A 15,031-nucleotide genomic window follows, 5' to 3' on the forward strand; every position below is an offset into this window, starting at 1 on the left:
GGAGATCGCGCTGGAGATCCGCCTGTGGCCCGTCGAGATGCGGGAGATCCGCGACGACGGGGAATCGAGCCGGCTCCTCGCGCGGGAGGCGGTTTACCAGTACGCGCGGAAGTCGTTGCGGGGGTCCGACGTGGAAGTGTTCCTGGGGCGGGGCGGGGCGCCGGAAGGGTCGGTCATCCGGGCGTCCCGGGCATCGTGGGACTTCGAGGGGAAGGAGATTCTCCTGCCGGACGGGGGGCGCGCGGAGCGGGGCGGGGAATGGAAGGGGGAGCTTTCCGCCGCCGCGATCGACCTCGAAGGGCGGGTCCTGCGGGTCCCGGGCGCGGTGACGCTGACTGGTCCCGGCCTCTCCCTCGCCGGGAGGAACCTCGTGTGGAACTGGACGGACGGCAGGATCACGATGGATGCGCCGGCGAGCCGCATCGCGCCGGCGTCGCTTCCGAAGCGGAAAGGATGAGGCCGATGGCGGGCCGATGGATCCTCGCGCTGCTCCTGGTCGCCGCGGCCGCGGGCGGCGCCCTCGGGCAGGATAAGAGGGCGCTTTCCGCCCAGGAGGCGGGCGCGCGTCCGATCGAGGTGACGGCGGACCGTCTCCGGGCGGACGGAAAGGGCGACTCGGTGACCTTCGAGGGGAACGTGGTTGCGCGGCAGGGTGACGTCACGATGTTTTCGGAACGCCTGTTCGCCGAGTACTCCCGGCAGACGCGGTCCATCGAGCGGATCGAGGCGGAGGGAGGGGTCCGGTTCGTCCAGGAAGGCAGGGAGGCCCGGGCGGCGCGGGCGACGCTCTACAACATGGAGCAGCGGGTCGTGTTCTCGGGCGGGGCGGTCCTAAAGCAGGGGGAAAACACCATCCAGGGGGAGACGATCACCGTCTATCTCGAGGAGAACCGGGCCGAGGTGACGGGCTCGAAGGAGGGCGGGCGCGTCCGGGCCGTGATCAATCCCAAGGGGATCCGCGAGGTTCCGAAGCCGTGACGAACGGGACCGACGCGCAGGGGCATCCTTCCCGCCGCCGCGAGGACCGGGCGGGGAAATCCCTTTCCGTTTCGGATCTCCACAAGAAGTACCGCCGGAGGGAAGTCGTGCGGGGGGTGTCGCTCGGGGCGGCCCCCGGGGAGGTGGTCGGCCTGCTCGGCCCCAACGGCGCGGGGAAGACGACCATCTTCTACATGATGGTGGGGCTGGTCCGGCCCGACTCGGGAGAGGTGACGCTGAACGGCATCGGGGTGACGGAGCTGCCGATGCACCGGAGGGCGCGGATGGGGTTGGGGTACCTCCCGCAGGAGCCGTCCGTCTTCCGGAAGCTCTCCGTACGGGACAACATCATGGTGTTCCTCGAGGAGGCGGCCCTCTCGCGGGGAGAGCGCGCGGAACGGCTGGAGTCGCTCCTGCGGGACATGCGGATCGCCCACGTGGCGGACACCATGGGGTACGCCCTCTCCGGCGGGGAGCGGCGCCGGGTGGAGATCGCCCGGGCGCTGGTGCTGTCGCCCGATTTCCTCCTTCTCGACGAGCCCTTCGCCGGGATCGACCCGATCTCGGTCGCCGACCTCCAACAGGTCATCCTGAGATTAAAAGAACGCGGCATCGGGGTTATAATAACGGATCATAACGTGCGCGACACCTTGAAGGTCTGCGACCGGGCGTACATCATCTCCGAGGGGCGGATCCTTCTTTCCGGAACCCCCGGGGAAATCGCGGCTTCCGAACGGGTTCGCGAGATCTACCTGGGGGACGGCTTCTCCCTCTGACGACGGAAAAGGACCCGGATGGCGCTTGAACTACGACAATCGCTGAAGCTCACGCAGCAGCTGGTGATGACCCCCCAGCTGCAGCAGGCGATCAAGCTCCTGCAGCTTTCCCGGCTGGAGCTGCAGCAGGCGGTCCGGGAGGAGCTGGAGGTCAACCCCGCGCTCGAGGAGTCCGTGGAAGGGGGCCCCGAGGAGGAAGCTCCCGCTCCGGAAGCGTCGGCCCCCCCCGCCCCGGCGGAGGAGGCGCCTCCCGCCGAGAGCTCCGGGCTGATCGACCGGGTCGACTGGGAGTACTACTTCGGCGAAGGGGGGCGCGAAGGGCGCGCGGAAAGGGAACCGGACGACGAAGACGGCCGCCCGTACTACGAAAACGTCCTGACGCAGAAGCCATCCCTGGTGGACCACCTCGAAACGCAGATCCGGCTTTTCGGCCTGCCTCCTTCCGAGGAGGAGGCCGCCTGCTACCTGATCGGGAACATCGACGAGAACGGCTACCTGAAGACGACGGTCGAGGAGGCGGCACAGGCCCTTTCCCTCCCGGTCGAGGAGGTGGAGCGGGCGCTGGCGAGGATCCATACGCTCGACCCCCTGGGCGTGGGCGCCCGGGACCTGCGGGAGTGCCTGCTGATCCAGGCGCGGGAGCGGGGGGAGGATTTCGAGCTTCCCCGACGGATCCTGGAGGAGCACTTCGACCTGTTCTCGAAGGGGGACGTGGCGGGGGTCGCGCGCCGGTTGAAGATCCCGAAGGAAACCGTGAAGGAGGCGTTCCAGAAGCTGGTCTCCCTGTGGCCGAGGCCGGGCCGGGCGTACTCGGGGGACGACACGCAGTACATCACGCCGGACGTCTACGTGATCAAGGTGGAGGACCGCTGGGTCATCTCGCTGAACGAGGACGGGCAGCCGCGCCTGCGGCTCTCCTCCTATTACAGGAGCCTTCTGGCCGGCGGCGGCAAGGAGCTGCCGAAGGAGGACCGGGAGTTCCTGAAGCAGAAGGTCAACTCCGCCCTTTGGTTCATAAAAAGCATCGAGCAGCGCAAACGGACCATCTACAAGGTTGTGGAGAGCATCATCAAGCTCCAGGGCGATTTCCTCGAGAAGGGCCCGAAGCACCTCCGGCCCCTCACGCTGCGGGACGTGGCCGAGGACATCGAGATGCACGAGTCGACCGTGTCGCGGGTCACGAGCGGGAAGTACGTCTACACCCCGCACGGGATCTTCGAGCTGAAGTACTTCTTCAACTCGGGGCTCAACCGGGGCGGGGGAGAGGAGGACATCGCCTCCAAGTCCGTCAAGGAGAAGATCCGCGAGATCATCCGCGCCGAAGGGGAAAACAAGCCCCTCAGCGACCAGGAGCTGATGCGGCTCCTGCAGGAACAGGGGATCCGGATCGCGCGGCGGACCGTGACCAAGTACCGGTCGCAGCTGGGGCTGCTGTCGTCTTCCGAACGGAGAAGACAGTTCTGATCCACGCAGCCCATTCGGGAGAAGGGGGGTCACCGTGAACCAGATCAACGTAACGTTCCGGCACGTCGATCCGAGCCAGGCGCTCAAGGATTACGCGGTCGAGAAGCTGGGCAAGCTCCAGAAGGTCATAGAGAAGTCGTTCGAATCCAACGTGACGCTGTCCGTCGAGAAGTACCGGCACATCGCCGAGGTGTACCTGACCGCCCCGGGCATCACCATCAAGGCGTTCGAGTCCACGGAAGACCTGTACTCGGCCATCGATCTCGTCTGCGACAAGGTGGAGCGCCAGCTCAAGAAATACCGCGAGAAGCAGAAGGACCGCGGGCAGGGGGCGGCCCCGGGGCCCATGGTGTCGGGATACTCCCTCACCATCTCCGAGGAGGGAGGGCCCAGGATCGTCCGGAGCGACAACTTCCTCCCCAAGCCGATGACGGTCGAGGATGCCGCGAAGCATCTGGACATCCTCCGCGTCGACGTCGTGATGTTCGTGAACCAGGAGACCAACCAGCCGAGCGTCGTATTCCGCCAGCAGGACGGCAACATCGGATTCACGGAACCCTCGGTGAAATGAAAATCCTCGACCTCTTTCCGCCCGGAGGGGTCGTCGACCCCCTCCGGTCGGACACCAAGGAGGGGGTCCTCCGGGAGCTGTCCGAGGCGGTCTGCCGGGCGGTCCCGGCCCTCTCCCCGGACCAGCTCACGTCGGTGCTCCTGGACCGCGAATCGCTGGGGAGCACGGGGATCGGGGAAGGGGTGGCGATCCCCCACGGGAAGATGCCGGGGATCGACCGCCTGGTCGTCGCGTTCGGCCGCAGCCCCGGGGGGGTGCAGTTCGCATCCCTCGACGGGAAGCCCGCCCGCCTCTTCTTTCTCGTGGTCGCCCCCGACAACAACTCCGCGGGGATGCACCTGAAGGTCCTCGCCCGCGTCTCCCGGCTCGTGAAGGACGAACGGTTCCGGCGGCGCCTCCTGGAAGCGGCAGGGATCGAGGGCCTCACGCAGGCGCTGCGGGACGAGGACGAGCCCGCCTGACGCGGGGGAAAGAGGAGCCCGTGGCGATCTCCGTGACGACCTTCCAGAAGGAGTGCTCCGGCGTCCTCCGGATGCGGCTCCTCGCGGGGGAGCAGGGCGGGAACCGCCAGATCTCGTCGACGAGCCCCCGGGAGGCGGGGCTCGCGATCGCCGGCGAGCCGGTTCCCGTCGAGGACGGGCGCATCCAGCTTCTCGGGGAGCGGGAGATCGCCTATTTCCTCGGCCAGGAGCCGTCCCGCCAGGCCGACATCGCCGACCGGTTCTTCGCGGGGCCGTCCCCCTGCGCGGTCGTCGGCGGCGCGATCCCGGTGCCGCAGCCCTTCGTCGGCGCGGCCGACCGGCGCTGCATGCCGCTGTTCTCCTCGTCCCTCCCCACCTCCGCGCTCGGGGAGGAGATCCAACGCCAGCTCCAGCGCCTCTTCCGGGAGTCCACGACGATCCACGGCGTCCTGATGGACGTCCTCGGGGTGGGGGTCCTCCTGGTCGGGCGCAGCGGCGTCGGAAAGAGCGAGTGCGCGCTGGACCTCGTCCTGCGGGGAAGCCGGTTCGTGGCCGACGACGTCATCCTGGTGGAGAAGCCGGGGCCGTCGACCCTGGTCGGCGGGGGGAACGATCTCACGCAGCACCACATGGAGATCCGGGGGCTGGGGATCCTGAACATCCGGGACCTGTTCGGCGTGACGGCGACCGCCCAGGCGAAGAAGATCGAGCTGGTCATCCGGATCGAGGCGTGGGACGCGGAGAAGGAGTACGACCGGCTGGGGCTGGAGAGCGATTCCGTCGAGATCCTGGGCGTCCGCCTGCCGTCGGTCCTCGTGCCGGTCTCCCCGGGAAGGAACCTGGCCACCATCGTCGAGGCGGCCGTCCGGAACCACCTGCTGAAGCTCCGGGGGATCCACTCCGCGGCGGAGCTCGTGGACCGCCAGACCAGGAAAGCGTCCGAGTCCGGAACGCCGTGACCCTTTCCCGCAGGCGCGTCCGGCGCGCGGACATCGTGATCGTGACCGGCCTGTCCGGGGCCGGGAAGAGCACCGCCGCGAAGGCGTTCGAGGATCTCGGCTACTACTGCGCGGACAACCTTCCCCCCATGCTGATCCCGAAGATCGTCGAGGTGGTCGTCGAGGCCCGGGGGGACGACGCGCGCGTGGCGCTGGGAGTGGACGTCCGGGGGAAGGAGTTCCTCCCGGACCTGTCGAAGGTCCTCGAGGCCTTGCGGCGGGGGAGGAACGACGTCCGGGTCCTGTTCCTCGACGCCGCGGACGACGTGATCCTGCGGCGGTTCAGCGAGACCCGGCGGGTGCACCCGGTGGCCGCCCGCGGGGCCAAGGAGGCGATCCGGAAGGAGCGGGTGATCCTTTCCCCGCTCCGGGAGATGGCCGACGAGGTGATCGACACCTCCCAGCTCACCGTCCACCAGCTCCGGGGCAGCCTGGAGCGCAGGTTCCGCGGCGACGGGGTCCGGCGGCTGCAGGTGGGCGTCATCTCCTTCGGCTACCGCTACGGCATCCCCGCGGAGGCCGACATGGTGGTGGACGTTCGGTTCCTTCCGAACCCCAACTTCGTCGCCTCCCTGAAGCCGTACACGGGGCTGGACCCCAAGGTTTCGACGTACGTCCTCCAGTCGCGGGCGGCGAAGACCTTCCTGCGCCGACTCTCGGGGATGTTGCATTTCCTGCTTCCCCTTTATAGAAAAGAGGGCAAGGCGTACTTCACGCTGGGCGTCGGGTGCACCGGCGGCAGGCACCGCTCCGTCGCGGTGGCCGGGGCGCTCGGAAATATCCTGGAGAAGGAATGCGGGGCGGTCGCCGTGGTCCATCGCGACCTCCCGCGCTCTTCCCTCTCCGCCAAGGGGGCGCGATGATCGGAGCCGTCGTCGTTTCGCACGGGCTTCTCGCCACCGGCCTCGTCCGGGCCGCGGAGATCATCGTCGGCACGATCGAGGGCATCGCCGCGGTGGACATTTCGCCGTCGATGAGCATGGAGGACATCCACGCCGCGGTGGAGGCGGCGGTCCGGTCGGTGGACCGGGGGCACGGCGTCCTCCTCCTGACCGACATGTTCGGAGGGACCCCGTCCAACATCGCCCTCTCGTTCCTCGGGACCCACCCGGTGGAGGTCATCACCGGCGTGAACATGCCGATGCTGGTCAAGCTGCCCTACGCGCGCGAGTCCATGACGCTGACGGAGCTTGCGCATCATCTCCAGGAATGCGGCCAGCGGAACATCACGATCCCCGGCGACATGCTGAAGAAGCAGTCGGAGAAGAAGTAGGAGAGGGAGCGGGATGCCGCTGGTGCTCGCCCGCATCGACTGCCGCCTGGTCCACGGCCAGGTGGTGGAGACGTGGGTGCCCCACGTGAAGGCCGACTCCCTGATCGTCGCCAACGACGACCTGGCGGCCAACCCCATGCTGCGCTCCGTGATGGAGCTGGCCGTCCCGCGGGGGATCCGGGTGCGCTTCTGCCGCCTCGAGCAGGTGACGTCGGTCCTGGCGGAGGCGGAGCGCGCGGCGGAGCGGTCGATCCTCCTGGTCTCCAACGCGACCGACGCCGTGAAGCTCCGGAAGGGGGGCGCCGGGTTCGACCTCCTGAACATCGGGAACCTCCACTTCGCCGAGGGGAAGGTGCAGATCTCCCCTTCCGTATTCTTCGCCCCGGAGGATTTCGAGGCGCTCAAGTGGCTCCGAAGCCACGGTGTGACGGTCTGCGTGCGGGGGACGCCGTTCGAGCCGGGGATGTCGTTCGAGGCGGAGACCGACTGATATGGCCTGGCGCTTCCTCCTCGCCGGCCTGATCGGGGGGCTCTGCTACCTCGACCGGACCGCCGCCTGCCAGCTCATGCTCCACCGCCCGCTCGTCGTGTCCACGATCATGGGGGGGATCTTCGGGAACTTCATGGCGGGGGCGCAGGTCGGCGCGGTGCTGGAGCTGATCTACCTGGTCCACCTCCCCGTCGGGGCCTCCCTGCCGCCCGACGACACGGGCGCCGCCGTCTTCGCGGGCTCCGCCGCCGCGGCCGTCGCCGGGGGATCGCTCGTCGACAGCGGGACCTTCACCGCCCTGATCCTGCTCTCGGTGCTGTTCGCGGAGCTGGGGAAGCTGCCGGACCGGATGATCCGGAAGATCAACGGCCGGATCGCCCGCATCACGCGGGAATCGGTGGACCGGGGGGACCTCAAGGCGGTGGAGCAGGGCCTGCTGGCGGGCCTCACGCTGTTCGCCGCGACCGGTGTCCTCCTCTCCCTGCTGTTCTCCGGGGCCGGGGTCGCGGTCTCGAAGCTGCTGCTCCCCCGCTTCGGCACCGCGATCGTTCTCGATTTCACCGCGCTCGCGCCGGTGCTTCCGCTGATCGGCGCGGCATCCGTGTTCACCTGCGGGCGGACCGGGAAGACCGCCCACATCTTCTTCCTGACGATGGCGGTCGCGTTCGGGGCGACCGTGTTCTACCAGTGGGTGGTGTGACGATGCCGGGGATCTCCGACGGGACGCGCAAAAGCGTTTGGCGTCGGCAGTTCCTGATCCAGGGCTGCTGGAACTACGTCGGCATGCAGAACGTGGGATTCGGCTACGCCATCCTTCCGGCGCTGCGCGAGATCTACACCGCGCGGCCGGAAGAGGCGCTGAAAAGCGTGAAGCGGCACCTCGAATTCTTCAACACCCATCCCGTGATGGGGGCCGTGGTCGTCGGCGCGGGGATGCGGCTGGAGGAGCGCGCGGCCGCGGGGGAGACCGACCCGAAGGAGATCGGCGCGTTCAAGCTGGGTTTGATGGGGTCGCTGGGGGCGATCGGCGACACCTTCTTCTGGGGGTCGCTGCGGCCGACGGCGTCCGTCGCGGGGGCGATCCTCTCGCTGCTCCATCCGGCGGCGGGGATCGCCGCCCTGCTCCTGCTGTACAACGCCGTGCACCTCGTCCTCCGGCGCCGGGGGTTCGCCGCGGGGCTGGAGGGGCAGGAGGCGGCGGTGGGCTGGCTCAAGAAGGAGGACTTCAGCGCCAGGAGCAGCCGGCTGAAGCTGACGGCGGCGATCCTGGCCGGGGCCTACGCGGGGATCTACACCGGCCAGTACGCCTTCTTCGGGGCGACCGGCTTCCACGCCCTCACCCTGTTCCTGATCGGCGCGGCGGCCATCCAGTGCGTGACCATGATGTTCCGGAAGGGGGTCTCCCCTTCGGAGATCCTCCTGTTTCTCCTTCTCCTGGGGGTGCTGATCCTGTGGCGGTGAGCGCGGAACGGGAATTCGACATCCGGAACAAGCTGGGGCTGCACGCCCGGGCGGCCGCGCAGCTCGTGCGCGTCGCGAACCAGTACGCCTCGGAGGTCCGGCTGGTCCGGGAGGGGCTGGAGGTCAACGGGAAGAGCATCATGGGGGTCCTCATGCTGGCGGCGCCGAAGGACACGAAGATCCTGGTGCGGGCCAGCGGGGAGGACGCCGACGCGGCGCTTCTCGCCATCGGCGACCTGATCGAGCGGAAGTTCGGGGAGGAGTAGGGAGCGTGGAAGGGCATCGGAAGATGCGCGTTCTGAAGGGGATCCCGGCCTCCGCAGGGATCGCCGTCGGCCAGGGGTTCTTCCTGAACCGCGCGCTCCCCCGGTCGGTCATGTCCACCGTCAGCCACGAGAAGGTCGAGGAGGAGGTCGGGGCCTTCCAGCGGGCGCTGGCGCGTTCGAAGGAGCAGGTCCGGGCGATCCGGGACACCCTGGAGGATCCCGCATCGGAGAACTACCAGATCCTGTCGGTCCATCTGGCGCTGCTCGAGGACTCGATGCTCCTCGAGCAGACGACCCGGCTGATCCGGGAGAACCAGTTCACGGCGGACTGGGCCTTCAGCAAGGTGCTGCAGAACCTGCTGGAGACGTTCCACCGGATCGAGGACCCCTACCTGCGGGAGCGCGGCCACGACCTTCGCCAGATCGGCCACCGCGTCCTCGAGAACCTGGCGGGGCGGCAGCTCGACTCGATCGCGACGATCCGGGAGCCGGTGATCGTCATCGCCCACGACCTGTCTCCGGCGGACACGACGCAGATCCTGAACAGCCCCGTCCTGGGCTTCGCCACCGACGTGGGGAGCCGGACGTCCCACACGGCGATCACGGCGCGGTCGCTGGGGATCCCGGCCGTCGTCGGGCTGGAGCGGATCACCGAGGAGTACAGCGCCGAGGGGACGGTCATCATCGACGGGGAGGCGGGGACGGTCGTCCTCGACCCGACGGAGGAGACCGTCCGGGAGTACGCGGAGAAGCGGAAGGCCTTCGCCCAGAGGACCCGCGAACTGGCGAAGTTCGCGCGCCTGCCCGCGGTCACGAGGGACGGCAAGTCGCTGTCGCTGCTGGCCAACATCGAGTTTCCGGAGGAGGCGGGCGTCGCCCTCCGCAGCGGCGCGATCGGCGTGGGGCTGTACCGGACGGAGTTCCTCTTCCTCAACCGGAAGGACCTGCCCGGCGAGGAGGAGCATTTCGAGACGTACCGGAAGGTGGTGGAGAAGTTCCAGCGGCACCCGGTCACGATCCGGACCTTCGACCTGGGCGGCGACAAGTTCGCCTCCCAGCTCGACCTCGCGGACGAGATGAACCCGGCGATGGGGCTCCGCGCGATCCGGTTCTGCCTGAAGCAGAAGGACATCTTCAAGGCCCAGATCCGTGCCATCCTGCGGGCGTCCGCCTTCGGGCGGGTCCAGATGATGTTCCCGATGATCTCCGGCGTGGCGGAGCTGCAGGAGGCGCTGGGCGTGGTCGACGAGGTGCGGGCCGACCTGCGCCGGAAGCGCGTGCCCTTCGACAAGGGGATGTCCATCGGCGCCATGATCGAGATCCCTTCCGCGGCGATCGTGGCGGACCTGCTGGCGAAGGAGGTATCCTTCTTCAGCATCGGCACGAACGACCTGATCCAGTACGCCCTGGCGATCGACCGCGTGAACGAGCACGTCTCCTACCTCTACGAGCCGCTGCATCCGGCGATCCTGCGGCTGATCCGCCGGATCGTGGAGGCGGGGCACGACGCCGGGATCCCCGTCGCCATGTGCGGAGAGATGGCGGGGGAGCCATTCTACTCCTACGTGCTCCTCGGGATGGGGCTCGACGAGCTCAGCATGAACGCCACCGCGATCCCGCGCGTGAAGCGGATCCTCCGGAAGTCGGTGGCGTACGAGGCGAAGGAGTTCGTCAACGAGCTCCTCCTGCACTCCACGGCGGGGGAGATCGGCCGGATCCTGCGGAAGAAGATGGAAGACCTGTTTCCGACGGAACGCTTTTAGCATATACTCTTTACGCCCGAAACCACCCCATACAAAGACAGGAGCATGGACGAATGAACGAGTTCCTCTTCACTTCCGAGTCCGTCACGGGAGGGCATCCCGACAAGGTCGCGGACCAGATCTCCGACGCGGTGCTCGACGAGATCATCCGGCAGGACCCGCGCTCGCGGGTGGCGTGCGAGACGCTGGTGTCCACCGGGCTGGTGGTGGTCGCCGGCGAGATCACCACGAAGGCGCTGGTCGACTTCCCCGACGTGGTGCGCAGGACCATTACGGAGATCGGGTACATCGGGGACAGCAAGGGGTTCGACGCGCACAACTGCGCGGTGGTCACGGCGATCGACCGGCAGTCCCCGGACATCGCCCAGGGAGTGGACCGGGGGTCGGAGGACAAGCAGGGGGCGGGCGACCAGGGGATGATGTTCGGGTTCGCCTGCGACGACACGAAGGAGCTGATGCCGATGCCGATCTCCTTCGCCCACAGGATCTGCGCCCGGCTGACGGAAGCGCGTGAGAAGAAGATCCTCCCGTGGCTCCGCCCGGACGGGAAGAGCCAGGTGACGGTCCGCTACGTGGACGGCGTCCCGCGCGAGGTCACCGCGGTCGTCTGCTCCACCCAGCATTCCGAGGACGTGGGACGCAAGGCGCTCACGGAAGGCGTGATCGAGGAGGTCGTCCGGAAGGCCGTCCCGAAGGAGCTGATGTCGAAGAAGGTGAAGTTCCACATCAACCCGACCGGCCGGTTCGTGGTGGGCGGCCCCCACGGCGACACGGGGCTCACGGGGCGGAAGATCATCGTCGACACCTACGGCGGCTTCAGCCGGCACGGCGGGGGGGCGTTCTCCGGGAAGGACCCCTCCAAGGTGGACCGCAGCGCCGCCTACATGGGGAGATACGTGGCCAAGAACGTCGTCGCGGCCGGGCTCGCGCGGAAGTGCGAGCTCCAGCTCGCCTACGCCATCGGCGTCGCGGAGCCGGTGTCGATCCTGGTGGAGACCTTCGGGACGGCGACCGTCCCCGAGGAGAAGATCCGCCGGGCCATCCTCGACACCTTCGACATGCGCCCCGCGCGGATCATCCGGGAGCTGAACCTCCTGCGTCCCATCTACCGCAAGACGGCGGCCCTGGGCCATTTCGGGAGGGAGCTGCCGGAATTCACCTGGGAGCGGACCGACAAGGCGAAGACGCTGCGCAAGGCGGCCGGGCACGGCGCATGAAAGGGACGGGGGGAAACCGGACATGAAGAAGGGAAAGGGATACGACGTAAAGGACATCCGCCTCGCCTCCGCGGGGAGCGACCGGATCGAGTGGGCGAAAAAGGACATGCCGGTGCTGCGCTCCATCGGCGCGCGTTTCTCGAAGGAGAAGCCGCTGAAGGGGGTGCGCATCGCCGCGTGCCTCCACGTGACGACCGAGACCGCCGCGCTGATGCAGGTGCTCTCGGCGGGAGGGGCGCAGGTCTCGCTGTGCGCCTCGAACCCGCTCTCCACGCAGGACGAGGCGGCGGCCTCCCTCGTGAAGAACGACGGGATCGAGGTGTACGCCATCAAGGGGGAGGACCGGAAGACGTACTACGGGCACATCCTCGCGGCGCTGGCGCTGAGGCCCAACGTCACGATGGACGACGGCGCGGATCTCGTCTCGGTGGTCCACACGGAGAAGAAGGAGTACCTCCCGGCCATCCATGGCGGGACCGAGGAGACGACGACCGGCGTGATCCGGCTGGCCGCGATGGGGCGGAAGGGGGTGCTCAAGTACCCCATCGTCGCCGTGAACGAGGCCAAGACCAAGCATTTCTTCGACAACCGGTACGGGACGGGGCAGTCGACGATCGACGGGATCCTCCGCGCGACGAACCGCCTGCTGGCGGGGCGCTGCTTCGTGGTGGCCGGCTACGGCTGGTGCGGGCGCGGGCTGGCGATGCGGGCCCGGGGGATGGGCGCGCGCGTGATCGTCGCGGAGATCGACCCGCTGCCGGCCCTCGAGGCGATGATGGACGGCTTCGAGGTGGCTCCCATGGCCGACGCGGCGAGGATCGGCGACATCTTCTGCACCGTCACGGGCAACCTCCATGTGCTGCGCAGGGAACATTTCGCCCGGATGAAGGACGGGGCCATCGTATGCAACTCCGGCCACTTCAACGTGGAGATCGACCTCCCGGCGCTGGGGAAGATGGCGAAGTCGGTGCGGACGGTCCGGCCCTACGTGGAGGAGTACAAGCTCCCGGACGGCCGCGCGATCCACGTGCTGGGGGAGGGGCGGCTCATCAACCTCGCGGCCGCGGAGGGGCACCCCTCGAACGTCATGGACATGAGCTTCGCCAACCAGGCGCTGTCGGTGGAATTCATGATCGGCAACCACGGCCGGCTCTCGAAGGACGTGCATCCCGTGCCGGAGGCCATCGACCGGGAGATCGCGCGCCTGAAGCTGGCGGCCTCGGGGGTCCGGATCGACCGGCTGACCCCGGAGCAGAAGAAGTACCTCTCCTCCTGGGAGATGGGGACCTAGCCCTTCACGCCGCGGTACAGCGCGGCGCCGGCGCCGACGAAGAGGGCGCCGGGGAGCCAGGCGGCGACCGCGGGAGGGAAGACGCCCTTCTTCCCCATCGAGAGGGAGGCGGACAGGACCACCCAGCAGGCGAATCCCACCAGGAGCCCCAGGCCGATGCTGCGCCAGACGCCGCCCGACCGGGGGCTCCGGAGGGCGAACGGGATCGCCAGCATCGCGATCAGGACGTTGAGCAGGGGGTAGGCGACCTTGGCCTGGAGGTCCGTCTCGTGCTGGCGGGCCTCGAACCCCCGCTTCCTCAGTTCGTCGACGTAGCCGGACAGCTCCGCGTAGGTCATCTCCTCGGGCGGCGTCTCTCCGTCGAGGAACCCCTCGATCGTTTCGGGGATGCGGTAGATCCGCGTCTCGAACGGCTCCGCCGGCGAATCGTTCCCCAGCCGCCGCTCCTCCCCGCGGACCAGCTTCCAGGAGCCGTCGGGAAGGATGCCGGCCTCCCGCGCCTCGATCCGCCGGACCGGATGGAAGGCGGGATCGAGCTCGAAGTACAGGAAGCCCTTCAGCGACCGGGAACCCGCGTCCACGAGGGTGGCCGAGAGGATCCCCCCTTTCCCCCGCATCCAGTACCGTTTTCCGGAGAACTGGGCCGCCACCTTGTCCGGGCGCATCCGGAGCCGCTGGATCTCCCGGGAGCGGCGGTTGGCCTCGGGCGCCAGATACTCGGAGCACAGAAGCGTCAACGCCGAAACCAGGAGGCAGCCGACCATCACCGGGAGGCAGATCCGCGCCAGGCTGTACCCGCCGGAGTGCATGGCCGTCAGCTCGTTGCCGCGGATCCGGGCGGAGAGGACGACGAGGACGGCCAGCAGCGTCCCGACGGGCGAGATCATCACGAACACCTTGGGCAGGATCGAGAGGTAATACCAGCCGATCTCCTCGAAGCTCGCGGCGTTGCGCAGGAGCCGCTCGACGTTGTTCACGAAGTCGATCACCAGGAACAGGATCATGAAGCCGAGCATGCAGGCCGCCGCGGCCCGCGCGAACTCCCGGAACATGTAACGGGAAAGGACCGTCATTTTCCCGCCAGTAGGCGCCGCATCCCCGCGGGGAGGAAATCCTGGCGGCGCTCCGACCGCCGCACGATCCATGCGGAGAAGAGGATCCCGAGCGCGTTCGGCGCCCAGAGGGCCGCGATCATGCCCCGCGGGAATCGGCCCTCCAGCATGCCCGCGGCGGCGATGAAGAGGTAGTAGAGGATGACCAGCGCCACCGTCACGGCGAAGGCGGAGGATTTTCCGCGGGCGCGCTGGGTCATCCCCAGCGGGATCGCAAGGAGGCCGAAGGAGATGCAGGAGAAGGCCAGCGAGAGCCGGCGGTGGAAATGATACCGGTAGTTCGCCCCCTTCACGGGGGCGCCGCCCCGCCGGACCCGTTCGGCGAGCTGCGGCAGCGTCATCCCCTTCGGCTCCTCCCCGATGACGGACGGGACGTCGACGGGGACCCGGAAGTCCATCCGCCCGAAGGAACCGACCCGGTACAGCGGCTTTCCCGGGTCGTCGGCGTGGATCGCCCCGTCGGAGAGCTCGATGCCCGTCGCGCCGTCGCCCGCCGCGCGGGAGAAGAGCCCCTCCTTCGCGAACACGAGGAGCGGCTCCCCGCCGGGGGAGCGGAAGGACAGGAAGACGCCGTCCATCCGGCGGCCGTCCGGCGACACGCGGTCGGTGTAGACGACGACGTCGGGCGCGATCTCCCGGAAGACGTGCTCCGACGCCCCGGCGCCCGCGCGCTCGGCGAGGATCTTCGCCAGGGTGCGCTGCGTCTCGCGGTACCCCCAGGGGATCCCCTTCCAGGCCACGAGCAGCGATGCGGAGAAGACGACTCCCGCGGCGATCAGGACCGGCGGGACCATCCCGCGCATCCCCACTCCGGCCCCGGAAAGCGCGGTCGTCTCGGAGTCCGAGGCGAGGCGGCCGAGGGCGAGCAGGACCGCGAGGAGCAGCGACGCGGGGAGCGTGATCTCGAGGA

The 15,031-nt window shown here is 68.5% G+C and carries 18 protein-coding genes; 16 read left to right on the forward strand and 2 right to left on the reverse strand.

Translation table 11 applies throughout. The annotated features are described in order from the left end of the window. The 16 genes from AB1346_13230 to ahcY form a co-directional block, all read left to right on the forward strand. Positions 1 to 457: hypothetical protein (locus AB1346_13230; GenBank protein MEW6721403.1), on the forward strand; the 457-nt coding region annotated here is incomplete at its 5' end. 5 nt (positions 458 to 462) lie between these two features. After that, positions 463 to 978: a lipopolysaccharide transport periplasmic protein LptA gene (gene lptA / locus AB1346_13235; protein MEW6721404.1), complete on the forward strand. Its 516-nt coding sequence runs from the start codon at positions 463 to 465 to the stop codon at positions 976 to 978. Continuing rightward, positions 975 to 1,754, forward strand: coding sequence for an LPS export ABC transporter ATP-binding protein (gene lptB, locus AB1346_13240; protein ID MEW6721405.1), 780 nt, complete (start codon positions 975 to 977; stop codon positions 1,752 to 1,754). Before lptA ends, lptB begins: the two co-directional genes overlap by 4 nt. 18 nt (positions 1,755 to 1,772) lie before the next feature. Continuing rightward, a complete protein-coding gene (rpoN, locus tag AB1346_13245) occupies positions 1,773 to 3,218 on the forward strand; it encodes an RNA polymerase factor sigma-54 (GenBank protein ID MEW6721406.1) in 1,446 nt (481 codons plus the stop codon). Positions 3,219 to 3,252: 34 nt separating this feature from the next. Further along, positions 3,253 to 3,789: a ribosome-associated translation inhibitor RaiA gene (gene raiA, locus AB1346_13250; protein ID MEW6721407.1), complete on the forward strand. Its 537-nt coding sequence runs from the start codon at positions 3,253 to 3,255 to the stop codon at positions 3,787 to 3,789. Further along, positions 3,786 to 4,250, forward strand: a complete 465-nt coding sequence (locus tag AB1346_13255) for a PTS sugar transporter subunit IIA (protein ID MEW6721408.1) — start codon at positions 3,786 to 3,788, stop codon at positions 4,248 to 4,250. The genes raiA and AB1346_13255 overlap by 4 nt, the downstream gene beginning before the upstream one ends. A 20-nt stretch (positions 4,251 to 4,270) precedes the next feature. Further along, positions 4,271 to 5,209: an HPr(Ser) kinase/phosphatase gene (gene hprK, locus AB1346_13260; protein MEW6721409.1), complete on the forward strand. Its 939-nt coding sequence runs from the start codon at positions 4,271 to 4,273 to the stop codon at positions 5,207 to 5,209. Further along, positions 5,206 to 6,111 carry an RNase adapter RapZ gene (gene rapZ, locus AB1346_13265; protein ID MEW6721410.1) on the forward strand — a complete coding sequence of 302 codons (906 nt, stop codon included), beginning with the start codon at positions 5,206 to 5,208 and terminating at the stop codon, positions 6,109 to 6,111. Before hprK ends, rapZ begins: the two co-directional genes overlap by 4 nt. Then, entirely contained in the window at positions 6,108 to 6,521 is a 414-nt protein-coding gene (locus AB1346_13270; GenBank protein ID MEW6721411.1) for a PTS sugar transporter subunit IIA, read from the forward strand. Before rapZ ends, AB1346_13270 begins: the two co-directional genes overlap by 4 nt. A 13-nt stretch (positions 6,522 to 6,534) precedes the next feature. After that, positions 6,535 to 7,011: a PTS sugar transporter subunit IIB gene (locus AB1346_13275; GenBank protein MEW6721412.1), complete on the forward strand. Its 477-nt coding sequence runs from the start codon at positions 6,535 to 6,537 to the stop codon at positions 7,009 to 7,011. Between the two features lies 1 nt (position 7,012). Beyond that, a complete protein-coding gene (locus AB1346_13280) occupies positions 7,013 to 7,711 on the forward strand; it encodes a PTS sugar transporter subunit IIC (GenBank protein MEW6721413.1) in 699 nt (232 codons plus the stop codon). Positions 7,712 to 7,713: 2 nt separating this feature from the next. After that, positions 7,714 to 8,472, forward strand: coding sequence for a PTS system mannose/fructose/sorbose family transporter subunit IID (locus AB1346_13285; protein ID MEW6721414.1), 759 nt, complete (start codon positions 7,714 to 7,716; stop codon positions 8,470 to 8,472). Continuing rightward, the gene (locus AB1346_13290; GenBank protein MEW6721415.1) at positions 8,463 to 8,738 is read left to right on the forward strand and encodes an HPr family phosphocarrier protein; all 276 of its coding nucleotides are present in this window, start codon (positions 8,463 to 8,465) and stop codon (positions 8,736 to 8,738) included. Before AB1346_13285 ends, AB1346_13290 begins: the two co-directional genes overlap by 10 nt. Positions 8,739 to 8,743: 5 nt before the next feature. Beyond that, positions 8,744 to 10,501, forward strand: a complete 1,758-nt coding sequence (gene ptsP, locus AB1346_13295; GenBank protein ID MEW6721416.1) for a phosphoenolpyruvate--protein phosphotransferase — start codon at positions 8,744 to 8,746, stop codon at positions 10,499 to 10,501. 53 nt (positions 10,502 to 10,554) lie between these two features. Beyond that, positions 10,555 to 11,718 (forward strand): methionine adenosyltransferase, encoded by a 1,164-nt coding sequence (gene metK / locus AB1346_13300; protein ID MEW6721417.1) that lies wholly within the window; start codon positions 10,555 to 10,557, stop codon positions 11,716 to 11,718. Between the two features lie 22 nt (positions 11,719 to 11,740). After that, a complete protein-coding gene (gene ahcY, locus AB1346_13305; GenBank protein ID MEW6721418.1) occupies positions 11,741 to 13,009 on the forward strand; it encodes an adenosylhomocysteinase in 1,269 nt (422 codons plus the stop codon). Here ahcY and lptG read toward each other — a convergent pair. Together lptG and AB1346_13315 are read right to left on the reverse strand one after the other, a co-directional pair. Then, the gene (gene lptG / locus AB1346_13310; GenBank protein ID MEW6721419.1) at positions 13,006 to 14,082 is read right to left on the reverse strand and encodes an LPS export ABC transporter permease LptG; all 1,077 of its coding nucleotides are present in this window, start codon (positions 14,080 to 14,082) and stop codon (positions 13,006 to 13,008) included. The two genes, ahcY and lptG, sit on opposite strands and share 4 nt — an antisense overlap. Continuing rightward, a partial coding sequence (locus AB1346_13315; protein ID MEW6721420.1) for an LptF/LptG family permease occupies positions 14,079 to 15,031 on the reverse strand: 953 nt, incomplete at its 5' end. The genes lptG and AB1346_13315, both read right to left, overlap by 4 nt.

It is taken from the genome of Thermodesulfobacteriota bacterium (genome assembly GCA_040758155.1).
In the GTDB taxonomy this organism is placed as follows: Bacteria; Desulfobacterota; Deferrimicrobia; order Deferrimicrobiales; family Deferrimicrobiaceae; genus UBA2219.